Source organism: Mycolicibacterium doricum (assembly GCF_010728155.1).
Classification (GTDB): Bacteria; Actinomycetota; Actinomycetes; order Mycobacteriales; family Mycobacteriaceae; genus Mycobacterium; species Mycobacterium doricum.
Genome location: NZ_AP022605.1, coordinates 3,018,869 through 3,039,206, shown reverse-complemented (window position 1 = coordinate 3,039,206; position 20,338 = coordinate 3,018,869). Strand labels below are relative to the sequence as shown.

General features: G+C 68.8%; 17 protein-coding genes, 1 tRNA gene and 1 pseudogene. 9 read left to right on the top strand and 10 right to left on the bottom strand.

Annotation, left to right across the window (positions count from 1 at the left end; genetic code table 11):
* Positions 1-4: 4 nt before the first annotated feature.
* The 6 genes from G6N07_RS14795 to G6N07_RS14770 all read left to right on the top strand — a co-directional run bounded on the left by G6N07_RS14795 (position 5) and on the right by G6N07_RS14770 (position 6,652).
* The gene (locus tag G6N07_RS14795; RefSeq protein WP_085188125.1) at positions 5-865 is read left to right on the top strand and encodes a TatD family hydrolase; all 861 of its coding nucleotides are present in this window, start codon (positions 5-7) and stop codon (positions 863-865) included.
* Positions 866-954: 89 nt separating this feature from the next.
* Positions 955-2,082, top strand: a complete 1,128-nt coding sequence (locus G6N07_RS14790) for a resuscitation-promoting factor (RefSeq protein WP_085188164.1) — start codon at positions 955-957, stop codon at positions 2,080-2,082.
* Positions 2,079-2,963 carry a 16S rRNA (adenine(1518)-N(6)/adenine(1519)-N(6))-dimethyltransferase RsmA gene (gene rsmA / locus G6N07_RS14785; protein WP_085188127.1) on the top strand — a complete coding sequence of 295 codons (885 nt, stop codon included), beginning with the start codon at positions 2,079-2,081 and terminating at the stop codon, positions 2,961-2,963. Before G6N07_RS14790 ends, rsmA begins: the two co-directional genes overlap by 4 nt.
* Positions 2,964-3,022: 59 nt before the next feature.
* A complete protein-coding gene (locus G6N07_RS14780; RefSeq protein WP_085188129.1) occupies positions 3,023-3,994 on the top strand; it encodes a 4-(cytidine 5'-diphospho)-2-C-methyl-D-erythritol kinase in 972 nt (323 codons plus the stop codon).
* A gap of 322 nt (positions 3,995-4,316) precedes the next feature.
* The gene (locus tag G6N07_RS14775) at positions 4,317-5,951 is read left to right on the top strand and encodes a fatty acyl-AMP ligase (RefSeq protein ID WP_085188131.1); all 1,635 of its coding nucleotides are present in this window, start codon (positions 4,317-4,319) and stop codon (positions 5,949-5,951) included.
* Between the two features lie 317 nt (positions 5,952-6,268).
* The gene (locus tag G6N07_RS14770; protein WP_085188166.1) at positions 6,269-6,652 is read left to right on the top strand and encodes a hypothetical protein; all 384 of its coding nucleotides are present in this window, start codon (positions 6,269-6,271) and stop codon (positions 6,650-6,652) included.
* A 192-nt stretch (positions 6,653-6,844) separates the two neighbouring features.
* Here G6N07_RS14770 and G6N07_RS21065 read toward each other — a convergent pair.
* From G6N07_RS21065 to G6N07_RS14735, 8 genes and pseudogenes are all read right to left on the bottom strand, one after another.
* Positions 6,845-6,970, bottom strand: a pseudogene (locus tag G6N07_RS21065) (IS110 family transposase); the annotation flags it as partial.
* A gap of 77 nt (positions 6,971-7,047) precedes the next feature.
* A complete protein-coding gene (pth, locus tag G6N07_RS14765) occupies positions 7,048-7,626 on the bottom strand; it encodes an aminoacyl-tRNA hydrolase (RefSeq protein WP_085188133.1) in 579 nt (192 codons plus the stop codon).
* Positions 7,627-7,632: 6 nt separating this feature from the next.
* The gene (locus tag G6N07_RS14760; protein WP_085188168.1) at positions 7,633-8,274 is read right to left on the bottom strand and encodes a 50S ribosomal protein L25/general stress protein Ctc; all 642 of its coding nucleotides are present in this window, start codon (positions 8,272-8,274) and stop codon (positions 7,633-7,635) included.
* A gap of 158 nt (positions 8,275-8,432) precedes the next feature.
* A complete protein-coding gene (locus G6N07_RS14755) occupies positions 8,433-9,302 on the bottom strand; it encodes an oxidoreductase (protein WP_085188135.1) in 870 nt (289 codons plus the stop codon).
* 26 nt (positions 9,303-9,328) lie between these two features.
* Positions 9,329-9,985, bottom strand: coding sequence for an LpqN/LpqT family lipoprotein (locus tag G6N07_RS14750; RefSeq protein WP_085188137.1), 657 nt, complete (start codon positions 9,983-9,985; stop codon positions 9,329-9,331).
* Between the two features lie 62 nt (positions 9,986-10,047).
* Entirely contained in the window at positions 10,048-11,028 is a 981-nt protein-coding gene (locus tag G6N07_RS14745; RefSeq protein ID WP_085188139.1) for a ribose-phosphate diphosphokinase, read from the bottom strand.
* Positions 11,029-11,129: 101 nt separating this feature from the next.
* Complete coding sequence (gene glmU / locus G6N07_RS14740; RefSeq protein WP_085188141.1) at positions 11,130-12,599, bottom strand: bifunctional UDP-N-acetylglucosamine diphosphorylase/glucosamine-1-phosphate N-acetyltransferase GlmU; 1,470 nt, start codon at positions 12,597-12,599, stop codon at positions 11,130-11,132.
* 5 nt (positions 12,600-12,604) lie between these two features.
* A tRNA-Gln gene (locus G6N07_RS14735) sits at positions 12,605-12,676 on the bottom strand.
* Between the two features lie 42 nt (positions 12,677-12,718).
* Here G6N07_RS14735 and G6N07_RS14730 point away from each other — a divergent pair.
* From G6N07_RS14730 to G6N07_RS14720, 3 genes are read left to right on the top strand one after another with little or no spacing between them, the layout of a single operon-like run.
* Positions 12,719-13,357, top strand: coding sequence for a TetR/AcrR family transcriptional regulator (locus G6N07_RS14730; protein ID WP_085188143.1), 639 nt, complete (start codon positions 12,719-12,721; stop codon positions 13,355-13,357).
* 55 nt (positions 13,358-13,412) lie between these two features.
* Entirely contained in the window at positions 13,413-17,075 is a 3,663-nt protein-coding gene (gene mfd, locus G6N07_RS14725) for a transcription-repair coupling factor (RefSeq protein ID WP_085188145.1), read from the top strand.
* Complete coding sequence (locus G6N07_RS14720; protein WP_085188147.1) at positions 17,072-18,034, top strand: nucleoside triphosphate pyrophosphohydrolase; 963 nt, start codon at positions 17,072-17,074, stop codon at positions 18,032-18,034. The genes mfd and G6N07_RS14720 overlap by 4 nt, the downstream gene beginning before the upstream one ends.
* Positions 18,035-18,044: 10 nt before the next feature.
* On the opposite strand, the gene G6N07_RS14715 is transcribed toward G6N07_RS14720, so the two are convergent.
* Positions 18,045-19,304: a Dyp-type peroxidase gene (locus tag G6N07_RS14715; protein ID WP_085188149.1), complete on the bottom strand. Its 1,260-nt coding sequence runs from the start codon at positions 19,302-19,304 to the stop codon at positions 18,045-18,047.
* Complete coding sequence (locus G6N07_RS14710) at positions 19,301-20,221, bottom strand: EfeM/EfeO family lipoprotein (protein ID WP_085188170.1); 921 nt, start codon at positions 20,219-20,221, stop codon at positions 19,301-19,303. The genes G6N07_RS14715 and G6N07_RS14710 overlap by 4 nt, the downstream gene beginning before the upstream one ends.
* Positions 20,222-20,338: the final 117 nt, after the last annotated feature.

Below are 20,338 nucleotides of genomic sequence, written 5' to 3'. Positions count from 1 at the left end.
CTCTATGGTGTGGGACGTGAGTCGATCGAACCGTCCGGCGCCGCCGGCTCCCGAACCGCTGGGGCCGCTCATCGATGCGCACACCCATCTGGACGCCTGCGGCGCGCGTGACGGTGACGACGTGCGGGCGGCACTGGACCGGGCGGGCGCGGTCGGGGTGCGCGCCGCAGTGACGATCGCCGACGACCTGGCGTCCGTGCGCTGGGTCACCCAGGCCGCCGAATGGGATGACCGGGTGTACGCGGCGGTGGCTCTGCACCCCACGCGCGCCGGCGCGCTCACCGACGAGGCGAAGGCCGAGATCGAGCGGCTCGCCGCCCACCCGCGGGTCGTGGCGGTCGGCGAGACGGGAATGGACCTGTACTGGCCCGGCAAGCTCGACGGCTGCGCTGAACCGGGCGTGCAGCGCGACGCCTTCGCCTGGCACATCGACTTGGCCAAGCGCATCGGCAAGCCGCTGATGATCCACAACCGCGACGCCGACGCGGTCGTCCTCGACGTGCTCGCGGCCGAGGGTGCACCGGAGACGGTGATCTTCCACTGCTTCTCCTCGGATGCGCAGATGGCGCGCACGTGTGTGGACGCGGGCTGGCTGCTGAGCGTCTCGGGGACGGTGAGCTTCCGGAACGCCCACGCGCTGCGCGAGGCGGCGCAGTTGATCCCCGCCGAGCAGCTCCTCGTCGAAACCGACGCACCGTTTCTCACCCCGCACCCGTACCGCGGGGCACCCAACGAGCCGTACTGCCTGCCGTACACCGTGCGGGCTCTCGCCGAGGTCCGGAGCGGGTCGGCCGAGGAGTTGGCTCGGCAAACCACCGACACCGCCATCGGCGCATACGGGATCGGTGGGGGTTGCTCTCGGTAAGGGAGTTCGTTACCGTCTCGTGATCGTAAGCGGAGTTGGCCGCGCATTCTTCGAAGCGTTCGTACCGAAACCAGGGATTCGACCTTAACTTGACTGCTCTGAACAGGCTGCACGAGGCGCGCTCGCCCATGCTGCGTATCGTCGTGGGCGCACTGCTGGTGGCACTGACCTTCGCGGGGGGTTACGCCGTCGCCGCCCACAAGACGGTCACTCTTTCGGTGGACGGCACCGAGACCACCGTGTCGACGATGAAGTCGCGTGTGATCGACGTCGTGGAGGAGAACGGTTTCGAGGTCGGCGACCGCGACGACCTCTTCCCGGCTGGTGACGCCCAGGTTCGTCAGTCGGAGACCATCGTGCTGCGGCGCAGCCGGCCGCTGGACATCTCGCTCGACGGCCAGCACACCCGGCAGGTGTGGACCACGGCGTCGACGGTCGACGAGGCGCTGGCGCAACTGCAGATGACCGACAGCGCCCCGGCCGCTGCCTCGCGCGCCAGCCGCGTACCGCTCGGCGGGATGTCGCTTCCGGTCGTCACGCCGAAGACCGTCCAGATCGACGACGGCGGAGCGATCAGCACGGTGCGCCTGGCCGCGCCCAATGTGGCCGGTCTGCTCGAGGCCGCTGGCGCACCGCTGCAGCAGCGGGACCAGGTCGTGCCGTCCGCGTCGGCCCCGGTGGTCGACGGAATGCAGGTCCAGGTGACTCGGATCCGCGTCGAGAAGGTCACCGAGCGGCTGCCGCTGCAACCGGCCGACACCCGCATCGAGGACGTCAACCTCAACATGAGCCGGCAGATCGTCGAAGATGCCGGAACTCCCGGTGTACAGGACGTTACCTTTGCGGTCTCAAAGGTAAACGGTGTGGAAACAGGCAGGCTGCCAGTAGCTAATGTCGTCGTTTCCCCTGCAAGGAACGCGGTTCTGCGGGTCGGCGCGAAGCCGGGTACGGAGGTGCCCCCGGTGCGTGCAGGAGCGACCTGGGATGCCCTCGCTCGGTGTGAAGCCGGAGGTAACTGGTCCATCAACACCGGTAACGGTTACTACGGTGGGGTCCAGTTCGATCACAACACCTGGGAGCGCAACGGGGGTCTAAGGTATGCTCCGAGGGCCGATCTGGCGACGGGAGAAGAACAGATCGCGGTTGCTGAGGTCACGCGGGCAAGGCAAGGCTGGGGCGCCTGGCCCACGTGTAGCGGAAGGTTGGGGGCGTCGTGACAATCCGACTACTCGGGCGGACGGAGATCCGGCGCCTTGCGAAAGACATCGATTTCCGCCCACGCAAGTCCTTCGGGCAGAACTTCGTCCATGACGCCAACACCGTGCGCCGGATCGTCTCGGCGTCCGGTGTGCACCGCCATGACCACGTGCTTGAGGTGGGGCCGGGACTCGGATCACTGACGCTGGCGCTCCTCGACCGCGGTGCCCATGTGACCGCGGTGGAGATCGATCCGCTGCTCGCCCAACAGCTTCCGACCACGATCGCCGATCACTCGCACAGCGAGATCAACCGTCTGACGGTCATCAACCAGGACATTCTGACGCTGACGCCGGCGGATCTGGAGAACCAGCCGACCGCACTGGTCGCCAACCTGCCGTACAACGTCGCGGTGCCCGCGCTGCTCCATCTACTCGCGGAGTTCCCGACGATCTGTTCGGTGATGGTCATGGTCCAGGCCGAGGTGGCCGAGCGGCTCGCCGCCGACCCCGGCGGCAAGGACTACGGCGTGCCGAGCGCCAAGGTGCGGTTCTACGGCAACGTCCGCCGCTACGGCATGGTCTCGCCGACGGTCTTCTGGCCCATCCCGCGGGTGTACTCCGGTCTGGTCCGCATCGATCGCTATGAGACGTCCCCGTGGCCCACGGACGCCGATTTCCGCGCACAGGTGTTCGATCTGATCGATATCGGGTTCGCGCAGCGCCGCAAGACGTCGCGCAATGCGTTCGCCGAGTGGGCCGGATCCGGCAACGAATCCGCGCGCCGGCTGCTGGCGGCCAGCATCGACCCCTCGCGGCGGGGCGAGACCCTCGCGATCGCGGACTTCGTTCGGTTGCTGAAGCGCTCTGGGGAGAGCGAGGAGCAGGTTCGCGTCCTCTAGTTCGCATTCGGTTCTCGGTTGGAGTTTGCGCCGCCCACATGCGGCGATAGTGTCGATCGGTGCGCAACGGCAACACCGCCTTTGAGTGGGTGCCCACCGGCTCGGTCACCGTGCGGGTGCCCGGCAAGGTCAACCTCTTCCTGGGCGTCGGTGATCTGCGCGGCGGCTACCACGACGTGACGACGGTCTTCCACGCCGTCTCCCTGTTCGACGAGGTCACCGTCTCCACCGCCGACACGCTGTCGATGGAACTGGCCGGCGAGGGCGCGGAGTCGCTGCCCGCCGACCGCCGTAACCTGGCGTGGAAAGCCGCCGAGCTGATGGCCGAACACGTCGGCAGATCGCCCGATGTGACGGTCTCGATCGAGAAGTCGATCCCGGTGGCCGGCGGCATGGCCGGCGGCAGCGCCGATGCCGCCGGGGTCCTGGTCGCGATGAACCACCTGTGGGAGATCGGTGTGCCGCGGCACGACCTGCACGCGATGGCCGCTGAACTGGGCAGTGACGTGCCGTTCGCCCTGCACGGCGGAACGGCGCTGGGCACTGGTCGCGGGGAGGAGCTCGCAACGGTGCTCGCCCGCAGCACGTTCCACTGGGTGCTCGCCTTCGCGCACAAGGGTCTGTCTACGCCGAAGGTGTTCGGTGAGCTCGACCGCTTGCGCGCGACCGCCGGCGGCACCCGCCCGCAACCGCCCAGGCTCAGCGACCCGGAGCCGATGCTGGCGGCGCTGGCGTCCGGGAATGCCGACCAACTGGCGCCGCTGCTCGGCAACGACCTGCAGGCGGCCGCGCTGAGCCTGTACCCACAGCTGCGCAGGACGCTGCGTGCCGGTTTGGACGCGGGTGCACTGGCCGCGATCGTGTCCGGCTCCGGACCGACGTGCGCCTTCCTGTGCGCCTCGTCGCCACAGGCGATCGACGTCGGCGCGCAGCTGGCCGGCGCGGGCGTGTGCCGGACCGTGCGGGTGGTCAGCGGACCGGTCCACGGCGCGCGCGTAGTGCCTGCCCCGTCGCCGTCGCCGTCGGCGTGAGCCTTTGGGAACCCGGAGGTGTGACGAACGCCTCAATCGGCGCGAGAGTTTGGTAGTTACTTAAGGGTCTCTTAAGATGGTCGACGGTGAAAGTCAGCGGTCGAGCGCCGGACGCGCGTCCTTTCCCCGCCGGCGCCGTCGGCGGGTTCCGACGTGGACCCGCAGCACCCGGGCCAGCCGCGGCGAAACGCCGGGCCGACCGGCCATCACCGTTTCGATACCCAACTGCTCCCCAACCGTGTGCGCGTGCCTACTCGGCAACGCTCGTGGACAGGCGGAGCATGAGAAGCCGGGCAGTGGCGCCGGTCCACAGGAGGATGTCGTGAGCAGGTTCACCGAGAAGATGTACCGCAACGCGCGAACCGTGAGCACCGGCATGGTGACCGGCGAGCCGCACGACCCCGTCCGCCAGACCTGGGGTGAGGTGCACGAGCGCGCCCGCCGCATCGCCGGTGGTCTGGCTGCCGCCGGTGTCGGCCTGGGTGACGCCGTCGGTGTGCTGGCCGGCTTCCCCGTCGAGATCGCCCCCACCGCCCAGGGCCTGTGGATGCGCGGCGCGAGCCTGACCATGCTCCACCAGCCGACCCCGCGCACCGACCTCGCCACGTGGGCCGAGGACACCGTGACGGTGATCGGCATGATCGAGGCCAAGGCCGTCATCGTCTCCGAACCGTTCAACGTCGCCATCCCGGTGCTGCAGGAAAAGGGCTTACTGGTCCTGACGGTCGCCGATCTGCTGACGGCCGCGCCGATCGATCCGATCGACGTCGGGGAGGACGAGCTGGCGCTGATGCAGCTGACGTCCGGGTCCACCGGATCCCCCAAGGCCGTGCAGATCACCCACCGCAACATCCACTCCAACGCCGAGGCCATGTTCATCGGCGCCGAGTACGACGTCACCAAGGACGTCATGGTCAGCTGGCTGCCCTGCTTCCACGACATGGGCATGGTCGGCTTCCTCACCATCCCGATGTACTTCGGCGCCGAGCTGGTCAAGGTCACACCGATGGACTTCCTGCGCGACACCCTGCTGTGGGCGCGGCTGATCGACAAGTACAAGGGCACGATGACGGCCGCGCCGAACTTCGCCTACGCGCTGCTGGCCAAGCGGCTGCGCCGGCAGGCCACCCCCGGTGAGTTCGACCTGTCGACACTGCGGTTCGCGCTCTCGGGCGCCGAGCCGGTGGAACCTGCCGACGTCGAGGACCTGATCGACGCCGGCCGGCCGTTCGGCCTCAAACCGGAGGCCATCCTGCCCGCGTACGGCATGGCCGAGACCACGCTGGCGGTGTCGTTCTCCAAGTGCGGCGCCGGTCTGGTGGTCGACGAGGTCGACGCCGATCTGCTGGCCGCGCTGCGTCGCGCCGTGCCCGCGACCAAGGGCAACACCAAGCGTCTCGCTACGCTGGGACCGCTGCTGGAAGGCCTGGAGGCCCGGATCATCGACGAGCAGGGCAACGTGATGCCCGCCCGCGGCGTCGGCGTCATCGAACTGCGGGGTGAGCCGCTGACCCCCGGCTACATCACGATGGGCGGCTTCGTGCCCGCGCAGGACGAGCACGGCTGGTACGACACCGGTGACCTCGGCTATCTGACCGAAGAGGGCCACGTGGTGGTCTGCGGCCGCGTCAAGGACGTCATCATCATGGCCGGGCGCAACATCTACCCGACCGATATCGAGCGGGCCGCCGGCCGCGTCGAGGGGGTGCGCCCCGGCTGCGCCGTAGCCGTCCGCCTCGACGCCGGACATTCGCGGGAGACCTTCGCCGTCGCGGTGGAGTCCAACGCCTGGCAGGACCCCAACGAGGTGCACCGCATCGAGCGGCAGGTCGCCCACGAGGTGGTGGCCGAGGTCGACGTGCGGCCGCGCAACGTGGTCGTGCTCGGCCCCGGCACCATCCCAAAGACGCCGTCGGGCAAGCTGCGCCGCGCCAACTCGGTCTCGCTGGTCATGTAGCTCGCGGGAACGTCGCTGGCGGTCCGCTACCGTCGTGCACGACACCGGCCATCGGAGCGATCGACCCGGTGAAGCGGTTCGGCGATAACACTGCCGTCGGCGGAATGAAATCAGCGTGCCCGAGGGCTCGGGCTGCACGGCCCCCACGGTAGGGGACAGACCACCGCAGCCGCACCGAGCTGTGGGAGGTGCGCTGCGGCCGCGGCGAAGACGGGGAGTCCGGTCGCGGTGAATGACTACCCTGGCGTTCCGGTTGACACGGCAACTGCAGCGTGGGACGCTTTGCTGGTCTACAGGTGACTAACAAGGGGGGGGATATGTCGACTATGGCGACGCAGATTCGTGGAGGACTTACTCGAGTGCAGGTGGGCGCCGCGGCGTGCGCGGTCGTTGCCGCCGCCGCGTTTCCGGCGGTAGTTGCTAACGCCGAAACCATCGCGCCGGCGCCCATGGCTCCCGCCGTGACACAGATTCTGATCGACGGGCCGTTCGTGCCACTGAGCCCGGTGATGGACATCGCTGAGCAGCCCGTGTGGCTGGAGAACCGGATCGAACGCTTCCAAGCTGTGTTCTTCGAAGTGGTCGAGAGGGTCGACGGATCGCCGTTCCTCAAAGCCATTTTGCCGCCGTACACCGACATCGGAAGAATGATAGTCGACGCGATACTTGCTCGCATTGGGCCGTACGGAACCAGCGACTAGCTGGCCTTTGGCGACGCGGCGAGCGCGGCACGGAACGGACCCCGCACTCGTCGCGGGCCGTACTGGTGCTGGTCACGGAGCGTGCTGGTTAGATCCCGTAGCGCCTGGATCGGTGTCGGCGCACGAAGGACGCCATAACCAGCGCACGAAGGACGCCGTAACCAGCCCATGGGCACCCAGGTCGGCTGGTCACGTTGCTTCGGAGACATATTTGCGCCCGGGTAGGTTGCGCACCGAGGCGGCGTTGACCAGCAGCACGTCGTGTCTGTCGTCGAGCAGGTAGGACACCGGTTTCCAGTAGTCGCTGGGCGCCGCGAGGTGTCAGGGGCGCCCACCGAGGCCGATCGTCCGCTCGGCTCCTGCCCGTGTCCGGCGGTCAGCAGCGTCATGGGGAGTCATGCCCAGGCGTGCACGAGATTCTGAGCCGGCTCCAACCCTTGGGTGATCAGGAGTTCGGTGGCGTCGGCGGCCTGTTCACAGATCGTCGGCACCTCAGTGCGTTCGACGGCCGTGAACGGTTCCAGCACATACGTCGCCGCGTCCTTACGGCCGGGCGGCCGGCCGACTCCCACCCGGACACGCTGAAAATCTTTGCTGCCCAATGCCGCTGCCACCGACTTCAAGCCGTTGTGGCCCGCAACGCCGCCGCCGAACTTCAGCCTGATGCGGCCGAAGTCGATGTCGAGCTCGTCGTGGATGACGATGACGTCGGCGGGCGCGACGGAATAGAACTGCGCGAGCGGGCCGACGTTGCGGCCCGACTCGTTCATGTACGTGCGTGGCTTGGCCAGCACGACGGCCCTGCCCGCCAGGCGACCGGTCGCGATCTCGGCGCCGGACTTGCGGTGCGCCTTGAATCCCGAACCGATCCGCCCGGCCAGCAGGTCCACCACCATGAAGCCGACGTTGTGGCGGGTCTTGGCGTAGTTGGGCCCGGGGTTGCCCAGGCCCACCACCAGCAACGGCTCGGCCATGTCGTCTTACTCGGCCGATCCCTCGGCGGACGCGGAGCCCTCGGCGGCCTGCTCGTCGAGCGACGCCCCGCCGCCCTCGGACTCCAGTTGCTCGGCGCTCGGCGCGCTGACGATGTTGACGACCAGCGTCTCCGGATCGGAGACCAGGGTGACGCCCGAGGGCAGCTCGACCTGGGCGGCGGTGATCTGGGTGCCTTCCTGGGCGCCCTCGACCGACACGACCAGCTGCTCGGGGATCGACTGCACGTCGGCTTCGACGTCGATGGCATTGGCCTCCTGGGTGACCAGCGCGCCCGGCGTGGCCTCACCCTCGACGATGACGTTGACCTCGACGGTCACCTTCTCGCCGCGGCGCACGACCAGCAGATCCGCGTGCTGGATGTTGCGGCGGATCGGGTGGATCTCGAGCGACTTGGTCAGCGCGAGCTGCTCGTCGCCGTCGATGTCGAGGGTCAGCACGGCGTTGGTGCCGGAGTGACGCAGCACCGCGGCGAAGTCGCGGGCGTTGACCTCGAGGTGCTGAGGATCGGTGCCGTGCCCGTAGAGGACGGCGGGCACCTTGCCCTCGCGGCGGGCGCGGCGGGAGGCGCCCTTACCGGTCTCCGTGCGGACCGCGGCGGTCAGCTTGTTGGGCGCATTCTTGGCCATGACGTGTTGCTCCTGTATGCCGGTGGTGGACACGGCAGGGCGGACAACAGCATGAACAGTCTGTTCCCCGTCGATAACGGTGGCCGTGCCACCCTCGCCGTGATGCGGCGTCGAGGTTACCGCAACACGGGGGTCCGTCGGAAATCCGCGGCGGAAGCCTAGAGCGGGAAGGTGGTGCCGGTGAGCTGCTCGGACAGCTCCCACAGCGCCGCGGCGGTCTTCATGTCCCGGGCCCGCGGGGTGCGCCACGCCGGACCGGTCGAACCACGCAGCATGAACCTCGGGCCGACGAAGGTGTCGCCGGGCAGATCCTGGGCCACCGCGTACAGCGTCTGGCGCGCGCCGAAGTCGGCGTCGGTCGCGAAGTACCTGCCGCCCAGGGCCATCACCGCGTCACCGAGCTTGCGGCCGGACTTCCCCTGCAGGTTGGTGTGCGAATAGCCCGGGTGGGCCGCCAGGGCGCGCACCGGCGATCCGGCGCGCCGCAACCGGTTCTGCAGTTCGCTGGTGAACAACAGGTTGGCCAGTTTCGACTGCCCGTAGGCCAGCCACGCCGAATACGGCCGGGCCTTCCAGTTGAGGTCGTCGAGGTTGATGCGGCCGAAGATGTGCATGAACGACGACACCGTGACCACCCGGTCGGTGATCTCGGGCAGCAGCAGGTTGGTCAGCGCGAAATGGCCGAGGTGGTTGGTCCCGATCTGGCTTTCGAACCCGTCGACGGTCCGCGCGTAGGGCACGGCCATGATCCCGGCGTTGTTCACCAGGATGTCGACCCTCCCGGTGCCCGCGGCGAACTCGCGCACCGACGCGAGGTTCTGCAGATCGAGTTCGCGGACGGTGACGTTGCCGGACATGGTTGCCGCCGCCTCGGCGCCCTTGGCGGTGTTGCGCACCGCGAGTACGACGTCGGCGCCCACGCGCGCCAGTTCTCGGGCGGTGACCAGCCCCAGACCGCTGTTGGCGCCGGTGACGATCACCGAGCGGCCGGCGAAGGAGGGAAGGTCGGCTGCGGTCCAGTGACTCATGTCTGCCACTGTATCGGCGCGTGCGGCTACGTCTTCAGCGCGACCGTGAAGCCGGCCAGGATCGCCTCGATGTCCTTGCCGTATTTCTCGGACTCGTTGGCGAAGCTGGTCACGGTCAGCTGGACGAGGTAGCGCTGGTTGGCCGGCGGCGACCCGGTTGCGATGACGATCCGGTTGTAGGTCTGCATCCGCTGGCCGTTGAGGTCGTAGGTGCCCTCGACCATCGCCGACGGCAGGCCGCGCCAGTTGTCCTGCGAGGCGTTGAGTTCCTTGAAATTCTCCGACAGCCGGGCGTCGTCGTCGCCGTGTTTGACCGCCTCGGCGGGGTCGAACTGCCCGCTCAACTCGAACACCATGAGCACCGCGATCGGATACGTGTCACCCTTGGCGATCACCCGGGTGCCCGGTTCGAACTGCCGGCCCGGATACGGCTGCCAGCCGGGGGGCGTGGGGATGCTGACGGTGAGGTCGGGCAGCTTCTCCGGGGCGACCGTGCGGCCGGTGACACCCACTTCCTCGAGGTACTGCGCGATCGGCACCGGCGCCTCGGTCGGTGTCTCCGACGGCGGAGGTGCGCTGCTCGACGTGCTCCAGACCGATTGGTAGTCAGGGGCTTGCGCGCCGCAGGCAGCGGTGGCGAGGACCAGCAGCGCGGTGCCCGCCGCCACGCGGAGAGCCGTCACAGGATCTGTTTCACCGTGTCGATCGGGCCGGCCGACCGGGTGCCCGGAGATGCCGAACCCATCTATGCTGACCCGTCGAAAAGGCTTGTCACCGAACCGTTGTCGAACACCGCACGAATGGTGTTGGCCAGCAGCGGCGCGATCGACAGCACGGTCAGCTGCGGGAACTGCTTGTCCTCGCCGATCGGCAGGGTGTTGGTGACGATCACCTCTCGGGCACCGCATCCGGCGAGCCGCTCACCCGCGGGGGCGGACAGCACACCGTGCGTCGCCGCGACGATCACGTCACCCGCACCGTTCTGCTTGAGCAGCTTCACCGCTCCGGCGATGGTGCCGCCGGTGTCGATCATGTCGTCGGTCAGCACGCAGGTCTTCCCCCGCACGTCGCCGACCACGCGGTTGGCCACCACCTGGTTGGGCACCAGCGGATCGCGGGTCTTGTGGATGAACGCCAGCGGCGTGCCGCCCAGCGAGTCCGCCCACTTCTCGGCGACCCGGACACGACCCGAGTCGGGGGACACCACGACCATGTCCTCGCACGGGTAGTGCTCGGCGATGTAGCCGGTCAGCAGCTTCTGCGCCCGCATGTGGTCGACGGGTCCGTCGAAGAAGCCCTGGATCTGGTCGGTGTGCAGGTCGACGGTGAGGATCCGGTTGGCGCCTGCGGTCTTGAGCAGGTCGGCGACCAGTCGGGCCGAGATCGGCTCACGGCCACGGTGCTTCTTGTCCTGGCGCGCGTACGGGTAGAAGGGCAGGATCGCGGTGATCCGCTTGGCGCTGCCGCGTTTGAGCGCGTCGATCATGATGAGCTGTTCCATCAGGTGCTGGTTCAGCGGCGCCGGATGGGACTGCAGGACGAACGCGTCGCAGCCACGCACGGATTCGTCGAAGCGCACGAAGATCTCGCCGTTGGCGAAGTCGCGGGCGGTCTGCGCGGTCACCGGGGTGTCGAGCTCTTTGGCGACCTGTTCAGCCAGTTCGGGGTGCGCGCGGCCCGAGAACAGCATCAGGTTCTTGCGGTTGTCGGTCCACTCGGTGCCCACTGTGCGCCCTCGCCGGTCGGGGATCGTGTCGGCCCAATCGTACGTAGCGAATCTGAATGTTCGTGGCCGGGTTGCCGGAACGCGAACAGAAGTGGTCGAGGTCACGACCCCTGGTGGTCGTCGCGGTGACCTCGGGCCTGCTCGGCCGCTTCGGCGGCCGCGCGGGCAGCGGCAGAGCCCGGGCGTTTGCGGATCACCCACCCCTCGATGTTGCGCTGCGATCCCGAGGAGACTGCCAGCGCACCCGGCGGGACATCGTCACGGATCACCGTGCCGGCACCGGTGTAGGCGCCGTCGCCGACGGTCACGGGCGCGACGAACATGGTGTCCGACCCGGTGCGGACGTGCGAACCGATCGTCGTGCGGTTCTTGGTCTCGCCGTCGTAGTTGACGAACACGCTCGACGCGCCGATATTGCTGTGCTCCCCGATGTCGGCATCACCGACGTAGGTCAGGTGCGGCACCTTGGTGCCGGCGCCCACCGTCGCGTTCTTCGTCTCGACGAAGGCGCCCAGCTTGCCCTCGGCGCCAAGGACGGTGCCCGGCCGCAGATAGGTGAACGGGCCCACGGAAGCGCCGTCGCCGACGACCGACTCCGAGCCGTGGGTGCGGATCACCGAGGCGGCGTCGCCGACGGTGACGTCGCGCAGCGTGGTGTCCGGTCCGACATCGCAGCGGCCGCCGATGCGGGTGCGGCCGAGAAGTTGAGTGCCGGGGCGGATCACGGTGTCGCGACCGATGGTGACGTCGACGTCGATCCAGGTGGCGCGCGGATCGATCACCGTGACACCGGCCCGCTGGTGGGCGTTGACGATGCGGCGGTTGAGTTCGGCGCCCAGCGTCGCCAGTTGCACGCGGTCGTTGACGCCGGCGACCAGGGCGCTGTCGTCGACGTGTTCGGCGCGCACGCTGCGGCCGTCCTGGCGGAAGATCGCGACGACGTCGGTGAGGTACAACTCGTTCTGCGCGTTGTCCGACCCCAGCCGGCGCAGCGCCGAACGCAGCGCGGTGGTGTCGAAGGCGTAGACGCCGGCGTTGACCTCGCGGATGGCCAGCTGCGACGGGCTGGCGTCGGCCTGCTCGACGATTCCGGTGACCTCGTTGTCCTGGCCCCGCAGGATGCGCCCGTAGCCAGTCGGGTCGTCGACCGTGGTGGTCAGCACGGTCGCCGCGGCCGAACCATGGGTGGCCAGCAGGTTGGCCATGGTGTCCGCGTCGAGCAGCGGGACGTCACCCGCGGTCACGACGACGACGCCGGCGAAGTCTTCGGGTAGCGCCGAGAGCCCGCATTCGGCGGCGTGGCCGGTCCCGAGTTGCCGGTCCTGGATCGCGATGTCGATCGGGCGGCCGAGCTCGATGGCCAGCGCCTCGACCGCGGGCGCGACGCGCTCACGGTCGTGCCCGAGCACCACCACCAGGTGCTGCGGGGCGAGCTTGGCCACGGTGTGCAGGGCGTGCGCGAGCATGCTGCGGCCGCCGAGCGGGTGCAGCACCTTCGGGATGTCCGAACGCATCCGGGTCCCGGCGCCGGCAGCCAGTACGAGGACCGCGGTATCGGTCGATGTGGTCATGTGTGCTCCGTCGCCAGGACTCGAACCTGAACTATCTGAACCAAAATCAGAGGTGCTGCCGATTACACCACGACGGATCGATCACCCGAGATCGTAGTCCAAGCCGATACGCTCCAAGAATGGCAGCGCCCGACAAAGAAGTGCGCGTACCCCGCGCCCGGATGACCGGCAGCGAACGGCGCCAGCAGCTCATCGAGATTGCCAAGTCGCTGTTCGCCGAGCGTGGTTACGAGGGGACCTCCATCGAGGAGGTCGCACAGCGGGCGAACGTGTCCAAGCCCGTGGTCTACGAGCATTTCGGCGGTAAGGAGGGGCTCTATGCGGTGGTGGTCGACCGCGAGATGTCGGCGTTGCTCGACGGCATCACCTCGTCGCTGACCAACAACCGCTCGCGGGTGCGGGTGGAGCGGGTCGCACTCGCGTTGCTGACCTACGTCGAGGAGCGCACCGACGGCTTCCGGATCCTGATCCGGGACTCCCCTGCGGCGATCACCTCGGGCACCTATTCGACGCTGCTCAACGACGCCGTCAACCAGGTCAGCTCGATCCTGGCCGGCGACTTCTCGCGGCGCGGGCTGGACCCGGAACTGGCGCCGCTCTACGCCCAAGCGCTGGTCGGCTCGGTGTCGATGACCGCGCAGTGGTGGCTGGCCACCCGCATGCCCGAGAAGGAGGTCGTCGCCGCGCACCTGGTGAACCTGATGTGGAACGGGCTGACCCACCTCGAAGCCGACCCCGGGCTGCACGACGACGAGTAGCCGGTCCCACCAGGGCGGGCGGCTCCCGGGCGGGGGCGCCTAGGATGGGGTCATCATGACCGTATCGGGGCACCCATCTGTCCAGACCCCGATCGCGGGTCTCGTCGAATTCGCGCTACAGGATCCGTGCCTGGCCGATCTCGCGCGCCGCGCCGCCGGCAAACCCGACGACCTGTCGATGGTCGGGCCGGCCAGCGCGCGGCTGTTCGTCACCGCGGCGCTCGCCCAGGCCGGTCCGCTGCTCGCCGTCACCGCCACCGGCCGTGAGGCCGACGATCTGACCGCAGAGCTGCGCGGTGTCCTCGGCGACTCGGCGGCGCTCTTCCCGTCCTGGGAGACGCTTCCGCACGAGCGGCTCTCACCCGGAGTCGACACCGTCGGGGCGCGGATGATGCTGCTGCGCCGGCTGGCGCATCCCGACGACCCGCGCCTGGGCCCGCCGCTGCGGGTGGTGGTGACCACGGCACGCTCACTGGCGCAGCCGATGGCGGCCGGTCTGGCCGAGGTGGAACCGGTCACGCTGGCCGTCGGCACCGAGATCGAATTCGAGCAGGTGATCGCCCGACTGGTCGGTTTGGCCTACACCCGGTGCGACATGGTGGCCAAGCGCGGTGAGTTCGCCGTCCGGGGCGGCATCCTCGACGTCTTCCCGCCGACCGCCGAACATCCGGTCCGGGTCGAGTTCTGGGGTGACGAGATCTCCGAGATGCGGATGTTCGCCGTCGCCGACCAGCGGTCCATCCCGGAGATCGAGGTCGACACCGTCATCGCGGTGCCCTGCCGCGAGCTGCTGATGAGCGACGAGGTGAGAAGTCGCGCCGCTGTGCTCGCCGCAGCCCACCCGACCCACGAGCACACCGTCCCGGGCAGCGTGCCCGACATGCTGGCCAAACTCGCCGAAGGCATCCCGGTCGACGGGATGGAGGCACTGCTACCGCTGCTGCGCCCGACCGAGCTGGCGATGCTGTCCGACCACCTGCCGGACTCGGCGCCGATCCTGGTGTGCGACCCGGAGAAGGTGCGCACCCGCGCCGGGGACCTGATCAAGACCGGGCGGGAGTTCCTCGAGGCGTCGTGGTCGGCTGCTGCATTCGGTGACGCCAGCACAGCCCCGATCGACCTGGAGGCGATGGGCGCGTCCGGCTTCCTTGGGTTCGAGGAGGTGCGCACCGGCGCTCGGGCCGGCGGCCACCCGTGGTGGACGCTGAGCCAGCTGTCCGACGAGAAGGCGATCGAACTCGACATCCGGTCGGCGCCGTCGGTGCGCGGACAGCAGCACTCGGTCGAGGAGATCTTCGCGATGCTGCGCGCGCACGTGGCGACGGGCGGCTACGCCGCCGTCGTGACACCCGGTGCGGGCACCGCCCAGCGCGTCGTCGAACAACTCGGCGAGAACGACGCTCCCGCAGCGAGGCTGGAGCCCGGCGCGGAACCGGAGCCCGGTGTCGTCGGCGTGCTCAAGGGCCCGCTGCACGACGGGGTCGTCCTGCCGGGCGCCTCGCTGGTGATCGTCACCGAGGCCGATCTGACCGGCAGCCGCGTCGCGGCCACCGAGGGAAAGCGGCTGGCCGCCAAACGTCGCAACGTCGTCGACCCGCTGGCCCTGACCGCCGGCGACCTGGTGGTCCACGATCAGCACGGCATCGGCCGGTTCCTCGAGATGACCGAACGCGTCGTCGGCGGGGCGCGCCGTGAGTATCTCGTGCTGGAGTACGCATCGGGGAAGAGGGGCGCTGGAAAGGACGGCTCGGACCGGCTGTACGTGCCGATGGACTCCCTCGACCAGCTGTCGCGCTATGTCGGCGGCGAGTCGCCGTCGCTGTCCAAACTCGGCGGCAGCGACTGGGCCAACACCAAGACCAAGGCGCGCCGGGCCGTTCGTGAGATCGCCGGCGAACTGGTGTCCCTGTATGCCAAGCGGCAGGCCGCGCCGGGCCACGCCTTCGGGCCGGACACGCCGTGGCAGAACGAGATGGAGGACGCGTTCGGGTTCACCGAGACCGTCGACCAGCTCACGGCCATCCAAGAGGTCAAGGCCGATATGGAAAAGCCGGTGCCGATGGACCGGGTGATCTGCGGTGACGTCGGTTACGGGAAGACCGAGATCGCGGTGCGCGCGGCGTTCAAGGCGGTGCAGGACGGTAAGCAGGTGGCCGTGCTGGTGCCGACGACGCTGCTGGCTGATCAGCATCTGCAGACCTTCACCACTCGGATGTCCGGCTTCCCCGTCACCGTCAAGGGCCTGTCGCGGTTCACCGACCCCGCGCAATCGCGTGCGGTGCTCGAGGGGATGAAGGACGGGTCGGTCGACATCGTGATCGGCACACACCGCCTGCTGCAGACGGGGGTGGTGTGGAAGGACCTCGGGCTGATCGTCGTCGACGAGGAGCAGCGGTTCGGCGTGGAGCACAAAGAGCACATCAAGTCGATGCGCACCCACGTCGACGTGCTCACCATGAGCGCCACCCCGATCCCGCGCACGCTGGAGATGAGCCTGGCCGGCATCCGGGAGATGTCGACGATCCTGACGCCGCCGGAGGAGCGTTACCCGGTGCTGACGTACGTCGGGCCGCAAGACGACAAGCAGGTCGCCGCCGCGTTACGCCGCGAACTGCTGCGCGACGGGCAGGCGTTCTACATCCACAACCGGGTGCGCACCATCGATCAGGCGGCGGCGAAGATCGCGGCGCTGGTGCCGGAGGCACGGGTCGTGGTAGCCCACGGCCAGATGCCCGAGGAGATGCTCGAGAAAACCGTCGAGGGATTCTGGAACCGGGAGTACGACATCCTGGTCTGCACCACGATCGTCGAGACGGGTCTGGACATCTCCAATGCCAACACGCTGATCGTCGAGCGCGCGGACACGTTCGGCCTGTCCCAGCTGCACCAGTTGCGGGGCCGGGTGGGCCGAAGCCGCGAACGCGGGTACGCCTACTTCCTGTATCCGCCCGACCAGCCGCTGACCGAGACGGCCTACGACCGGCTCGCCACGATCGCCCAGAACAACGAACTGGGCGCGGGGATGGCGGTCGCGATGAAGGACCTCGAGATCCGCGGAGCCGGCAACGTGCTGGGCGCCGAACAATCGGGTCACGTGGCCGGCGTCGGATTCGACCTCTACGTGCGACTGGTCGGTGAGGCCGTGGAAGCATATCGGGCGGCGTACTCCGCATCTTTGGAGGGCAAAACCGTTGCCACACCAGAGGAAACGAAGGATGTGCGGATCGACCTGCCGGTCGACGCGAACCTGCCGCCGGACTACATCGGCAGTGACCGGCTGCGGTTGGAGGCGTACCGGCGGCTGGCCGCGGCCGCCGACGACGCCGGGGTGGACGCCGTCGTCGACGAGCTCGTCGACCGGTACGGGCCGCTGCCGGAACCGGCGCAGCGTCTGGTCGGCGTCGCCCGGCTGCGTCTGCTGTGCCGAGAATTCGGCATCACCGACGTCAGCTCGGTGTCGGCGTCGACGGTCAAACTGTCGCCGATGGAGCTGCCCGACTCCGGGCAGCTGCGGCTCAAGCGGATGTATCCGGGCGGCGGCTACCGTGCGACGACGCGGACCGTGACGGTGCCGATTCCGCGGGCGGCCGACAGCGTCGGGTCACCACGCATCCGCGACGCCGAGCTGGTCGCGATGGTGGCTGGTTTGATCCTGGCCCTCAACGGAAAGCCGCAGGCGCAGGTCGACATGGCGAAGATCGGGGGGCCACGAGCATGACGGTCGTCCTGGTCGATCCCCGCCGTCCCTCACTGGTCCCAGTTGAGGCGATCGGACTGCTCGCCGGCGACGTGCAGTACACCGAGGAGATGCCGATCAAGGTTCCGTGGTCGCTGCCGGCGGCCCGGCCATGGTTCTCCGACCCGTCGGACGACGAGGCCGCGCCGGTGCTGTTGTCGTCGGATCCCGACCACCCCGCGGTCAGGTCGCGGCTGGCGGCGGGTGACCGGCTGATCTCGGCCCCCGAACCGCAGCCGGGCGAACGCCTCGTCGACGCCGTCGCGATGATGGACAAGCTGCGCACATCCGGGCCGTGGGAGAGCGAACAGACCCACGATTCGCTGCGCCGCTACCTGCTGGAGGAGACCTACGAAGTCTTCGACGCCGTGCGCAGCGGTGACGCGGACGAACTGCGCGCCGAACTCGGTGACGTGCTGCTGCAGGTGCTGTTCCACGCCCGCATCGCCGAGGACGCGTCGCAGCACGCATTCACCATCGACGACGTGGCCGATTCCCTGATCCGCAAACTCGGCAACCGGGTGCCGGCAGTGCTCGCCGGAGAATCGGTGTCGCTCGACGAGCAGTTGGCACAGTGGGAGGAGCGCAAGGCCGCCGAGAAAGTGCGCGACTCCTGTATGGACGATGTGCCGACCGCTCAACCGGCATTGGCGCTGGCGCAGAAGGTGTTGGCCAGGGTCACCGCGGCCGGCCTGCCCGCCGAGCTGATCCCCGAAACGCTGACGACGGTCAGCGTGTCGGCCGATCACGATGCGGAGAACGCCTTGCGCGCGGACGTTCTCGAATTCATGGACACTGTCCGCCGCGTCGAGCGCGCGGTGGCGGCCGCCCGCCGCGACGAGGACGCCCCGGACGGACTCGACAGCGCGCCCGGCCCGATCACCGAAGCGGAGTGGCGGACGCACTGGCCGTCGGGCGCGGCGCGCGCCGACGAGTCCTAGCCGACGAGTCCTAGCCGACGAGCTGATCCCCGAGGAAGCGATCCTCGCCGGTCACCCCCGGCAGCATGAAGAAGAACCCGCCACCGACGGGCAGGATGTACTCCTCGAGCGGTTCGCCCTTGAGGCGCCGCTGGACGGTCAGGAAGCCCTTCTCGAGGCTGCGCTGGTACGACACGAACGCCAACCCCTGGTCGAGGCGGCCGGCACCGTCGAAGCCCCGCGAGTACGAGAAGCCGCGGCGCAGAATGAGATTCTGTTCGGTCTCGGCCGTGCGGGGGTTCGCCAGCCTGATGTGGGCGTCGAGTTTGATCCGCTTGCCGTCCGGGTCCTGCGCGTAGTTCGGGTCGGCGAACTCGTCGGTCATCCCGATGGGTGCGCCGCTGAGCTTGTGGCGCCCGAAGATGGCTTCCTGCTCGGCGAGCTGAGTCCGGTCCCAGAACTCGACGAACATGCGGATGACGCGCACGGCCTGATACGAGCCGCCGACCGCCCATTCCGGTTCGCCGTCGTCGGGACCCACCCAGACGTGGCGGTTCATCACCGCGTCGTCGTCGGCGTCGAGGTTCGAGGTTCCGTCCTTGAATCCCAACAAGTTTCGTGGTGTCGCTGCCTCCGTCGCCGGGCCCGCGCCGATACCGCGGGCGTAGCCGTCGATCATCCACCGCAACACCAGGTGGCTGCGGGTGCGGCGCATCAGCTGGCGCAGGGCGAACTGCAGGGTGTCGTGGTGACCGGCCTCGAGGATGATCGACACGTCCCCGTGCGAGCGCTTGGGGTCGAGTCGATCGTTCGCCAGGAACGGCATCGTCTCGAGTTCCCGGGGCTTGCGGTCGGCCAGGCCGAACCGCTCGTCGAACAGCGACGCCCCGACGCCGACGACCACCGACAGATCGTCCGGTGGTGGCTTCTCTCCCAGGATCCCGGAGTCGACCGGGGGATAGGCGGGGTCGCGCACCTCGGGCGCTCGGCCGGCCATCAGCCCGCGGATCTCGTCGGTCAGTGCGGCCAGCGTCGCCGCCAGCCCCGCCCGGTCCTGCGACAACACGTTGAAGGAGGCGATCAGCCCTTGCTCGGGGATCGGCACCGCCGTGATCCCGGTCTGGTGCGGGCCGTCGAACGGGACGAACCGCGCTCCGGACACCGGCGCGGCCGGCTGCGCGCCCGAACATCCGGACAGCGCGGCACCGACGCCGACGGCGGCGCCGGTGCCCAGCGCGCCGGTGAGCAACGATCGGCGTGAAAAACCTCTACGCCGCGAACCTCGGGTCACGTCAGCTTCAACACTCCTGACACCTGGGACAGGTTCTCGGACAGGCCGGCCAGCTGCGCCTTCATCTTGTCGATGGTCGCCGGGTCGACGGTCACCTCGGGACAACGCGGCGACGGGTACGGGTCGTTCTCGGTGCAGAACAGCACGAAGCCGTCACCGCGGCGCAGCGGACCCAGGGTCGCGAAGATCTCCGAGAAGCCGGCCTCGATCTCGCCCAGCAGGGCGGGGTCGGCCTCGACCAGTGCCGGCGACAGCCGGTTCACCGCGGCCTGCGAACCCTCGAGGTTCGCCTGGAAGTCCCACAGGTCGGTCTTGGCGTAGCGGTCCTCCTCGCCGGTGATCTTCCCTTCGGACACCTCTTCGATCAGCTCGGCAGCGCCGGTGGACACGTCGACGGGCGTGACGTCGACCGTCGGAAGCTGCGTGCGCAGTGTGGCGATGTCGGCGTCGAGCTGATCGGCGAACGGCGCGCCACCCTCGGTGGTGTTCTGCGAGAACAGCAGGTACTCGAGGCGGTGCCATCCGGTGAACGCCGGGTCGTCGACGCCGGCGAAGTCGTCGACGCGCGCGTCGACCTTGCCGTCGATCTCCTCGACCAGCCCCGCCAGCGGCTCGATGCGCTCCCACGGCAGGCGCGACGGGGCGTAGGCGTCCTGGGCGGCCTGCAGGTTGCCGGCCCGCACCGCGTCGGTCAGCGTCTTGACGGCCCCGACGAGCTCACCGGCCTGTGCGACCGCGTACGCCTTGTAGTCGGCCGCCGCCTTCTCGGCTTCTGGACTCACCGCCGCGGCGGCCTCGGACGTCGTGGTCGTCGACGAGGTGTCGGGTTCGCCGCCACCCTCGCTGTTGCTCGAACAACCGGCCAGAACCACAGCCAGTGCCACCACCGGTACCTGCCAGGCGATTTGCCGTCCCATCGGACCTCCTTGATCGGAGCCGAACATTACCCCGCATCGACGCCAGAGGATAGGCATACCTAAAAGTCGGCCGCGCAATGCCAGTCCACGGCCGCATTTGCGCGAAGTCGATACCCT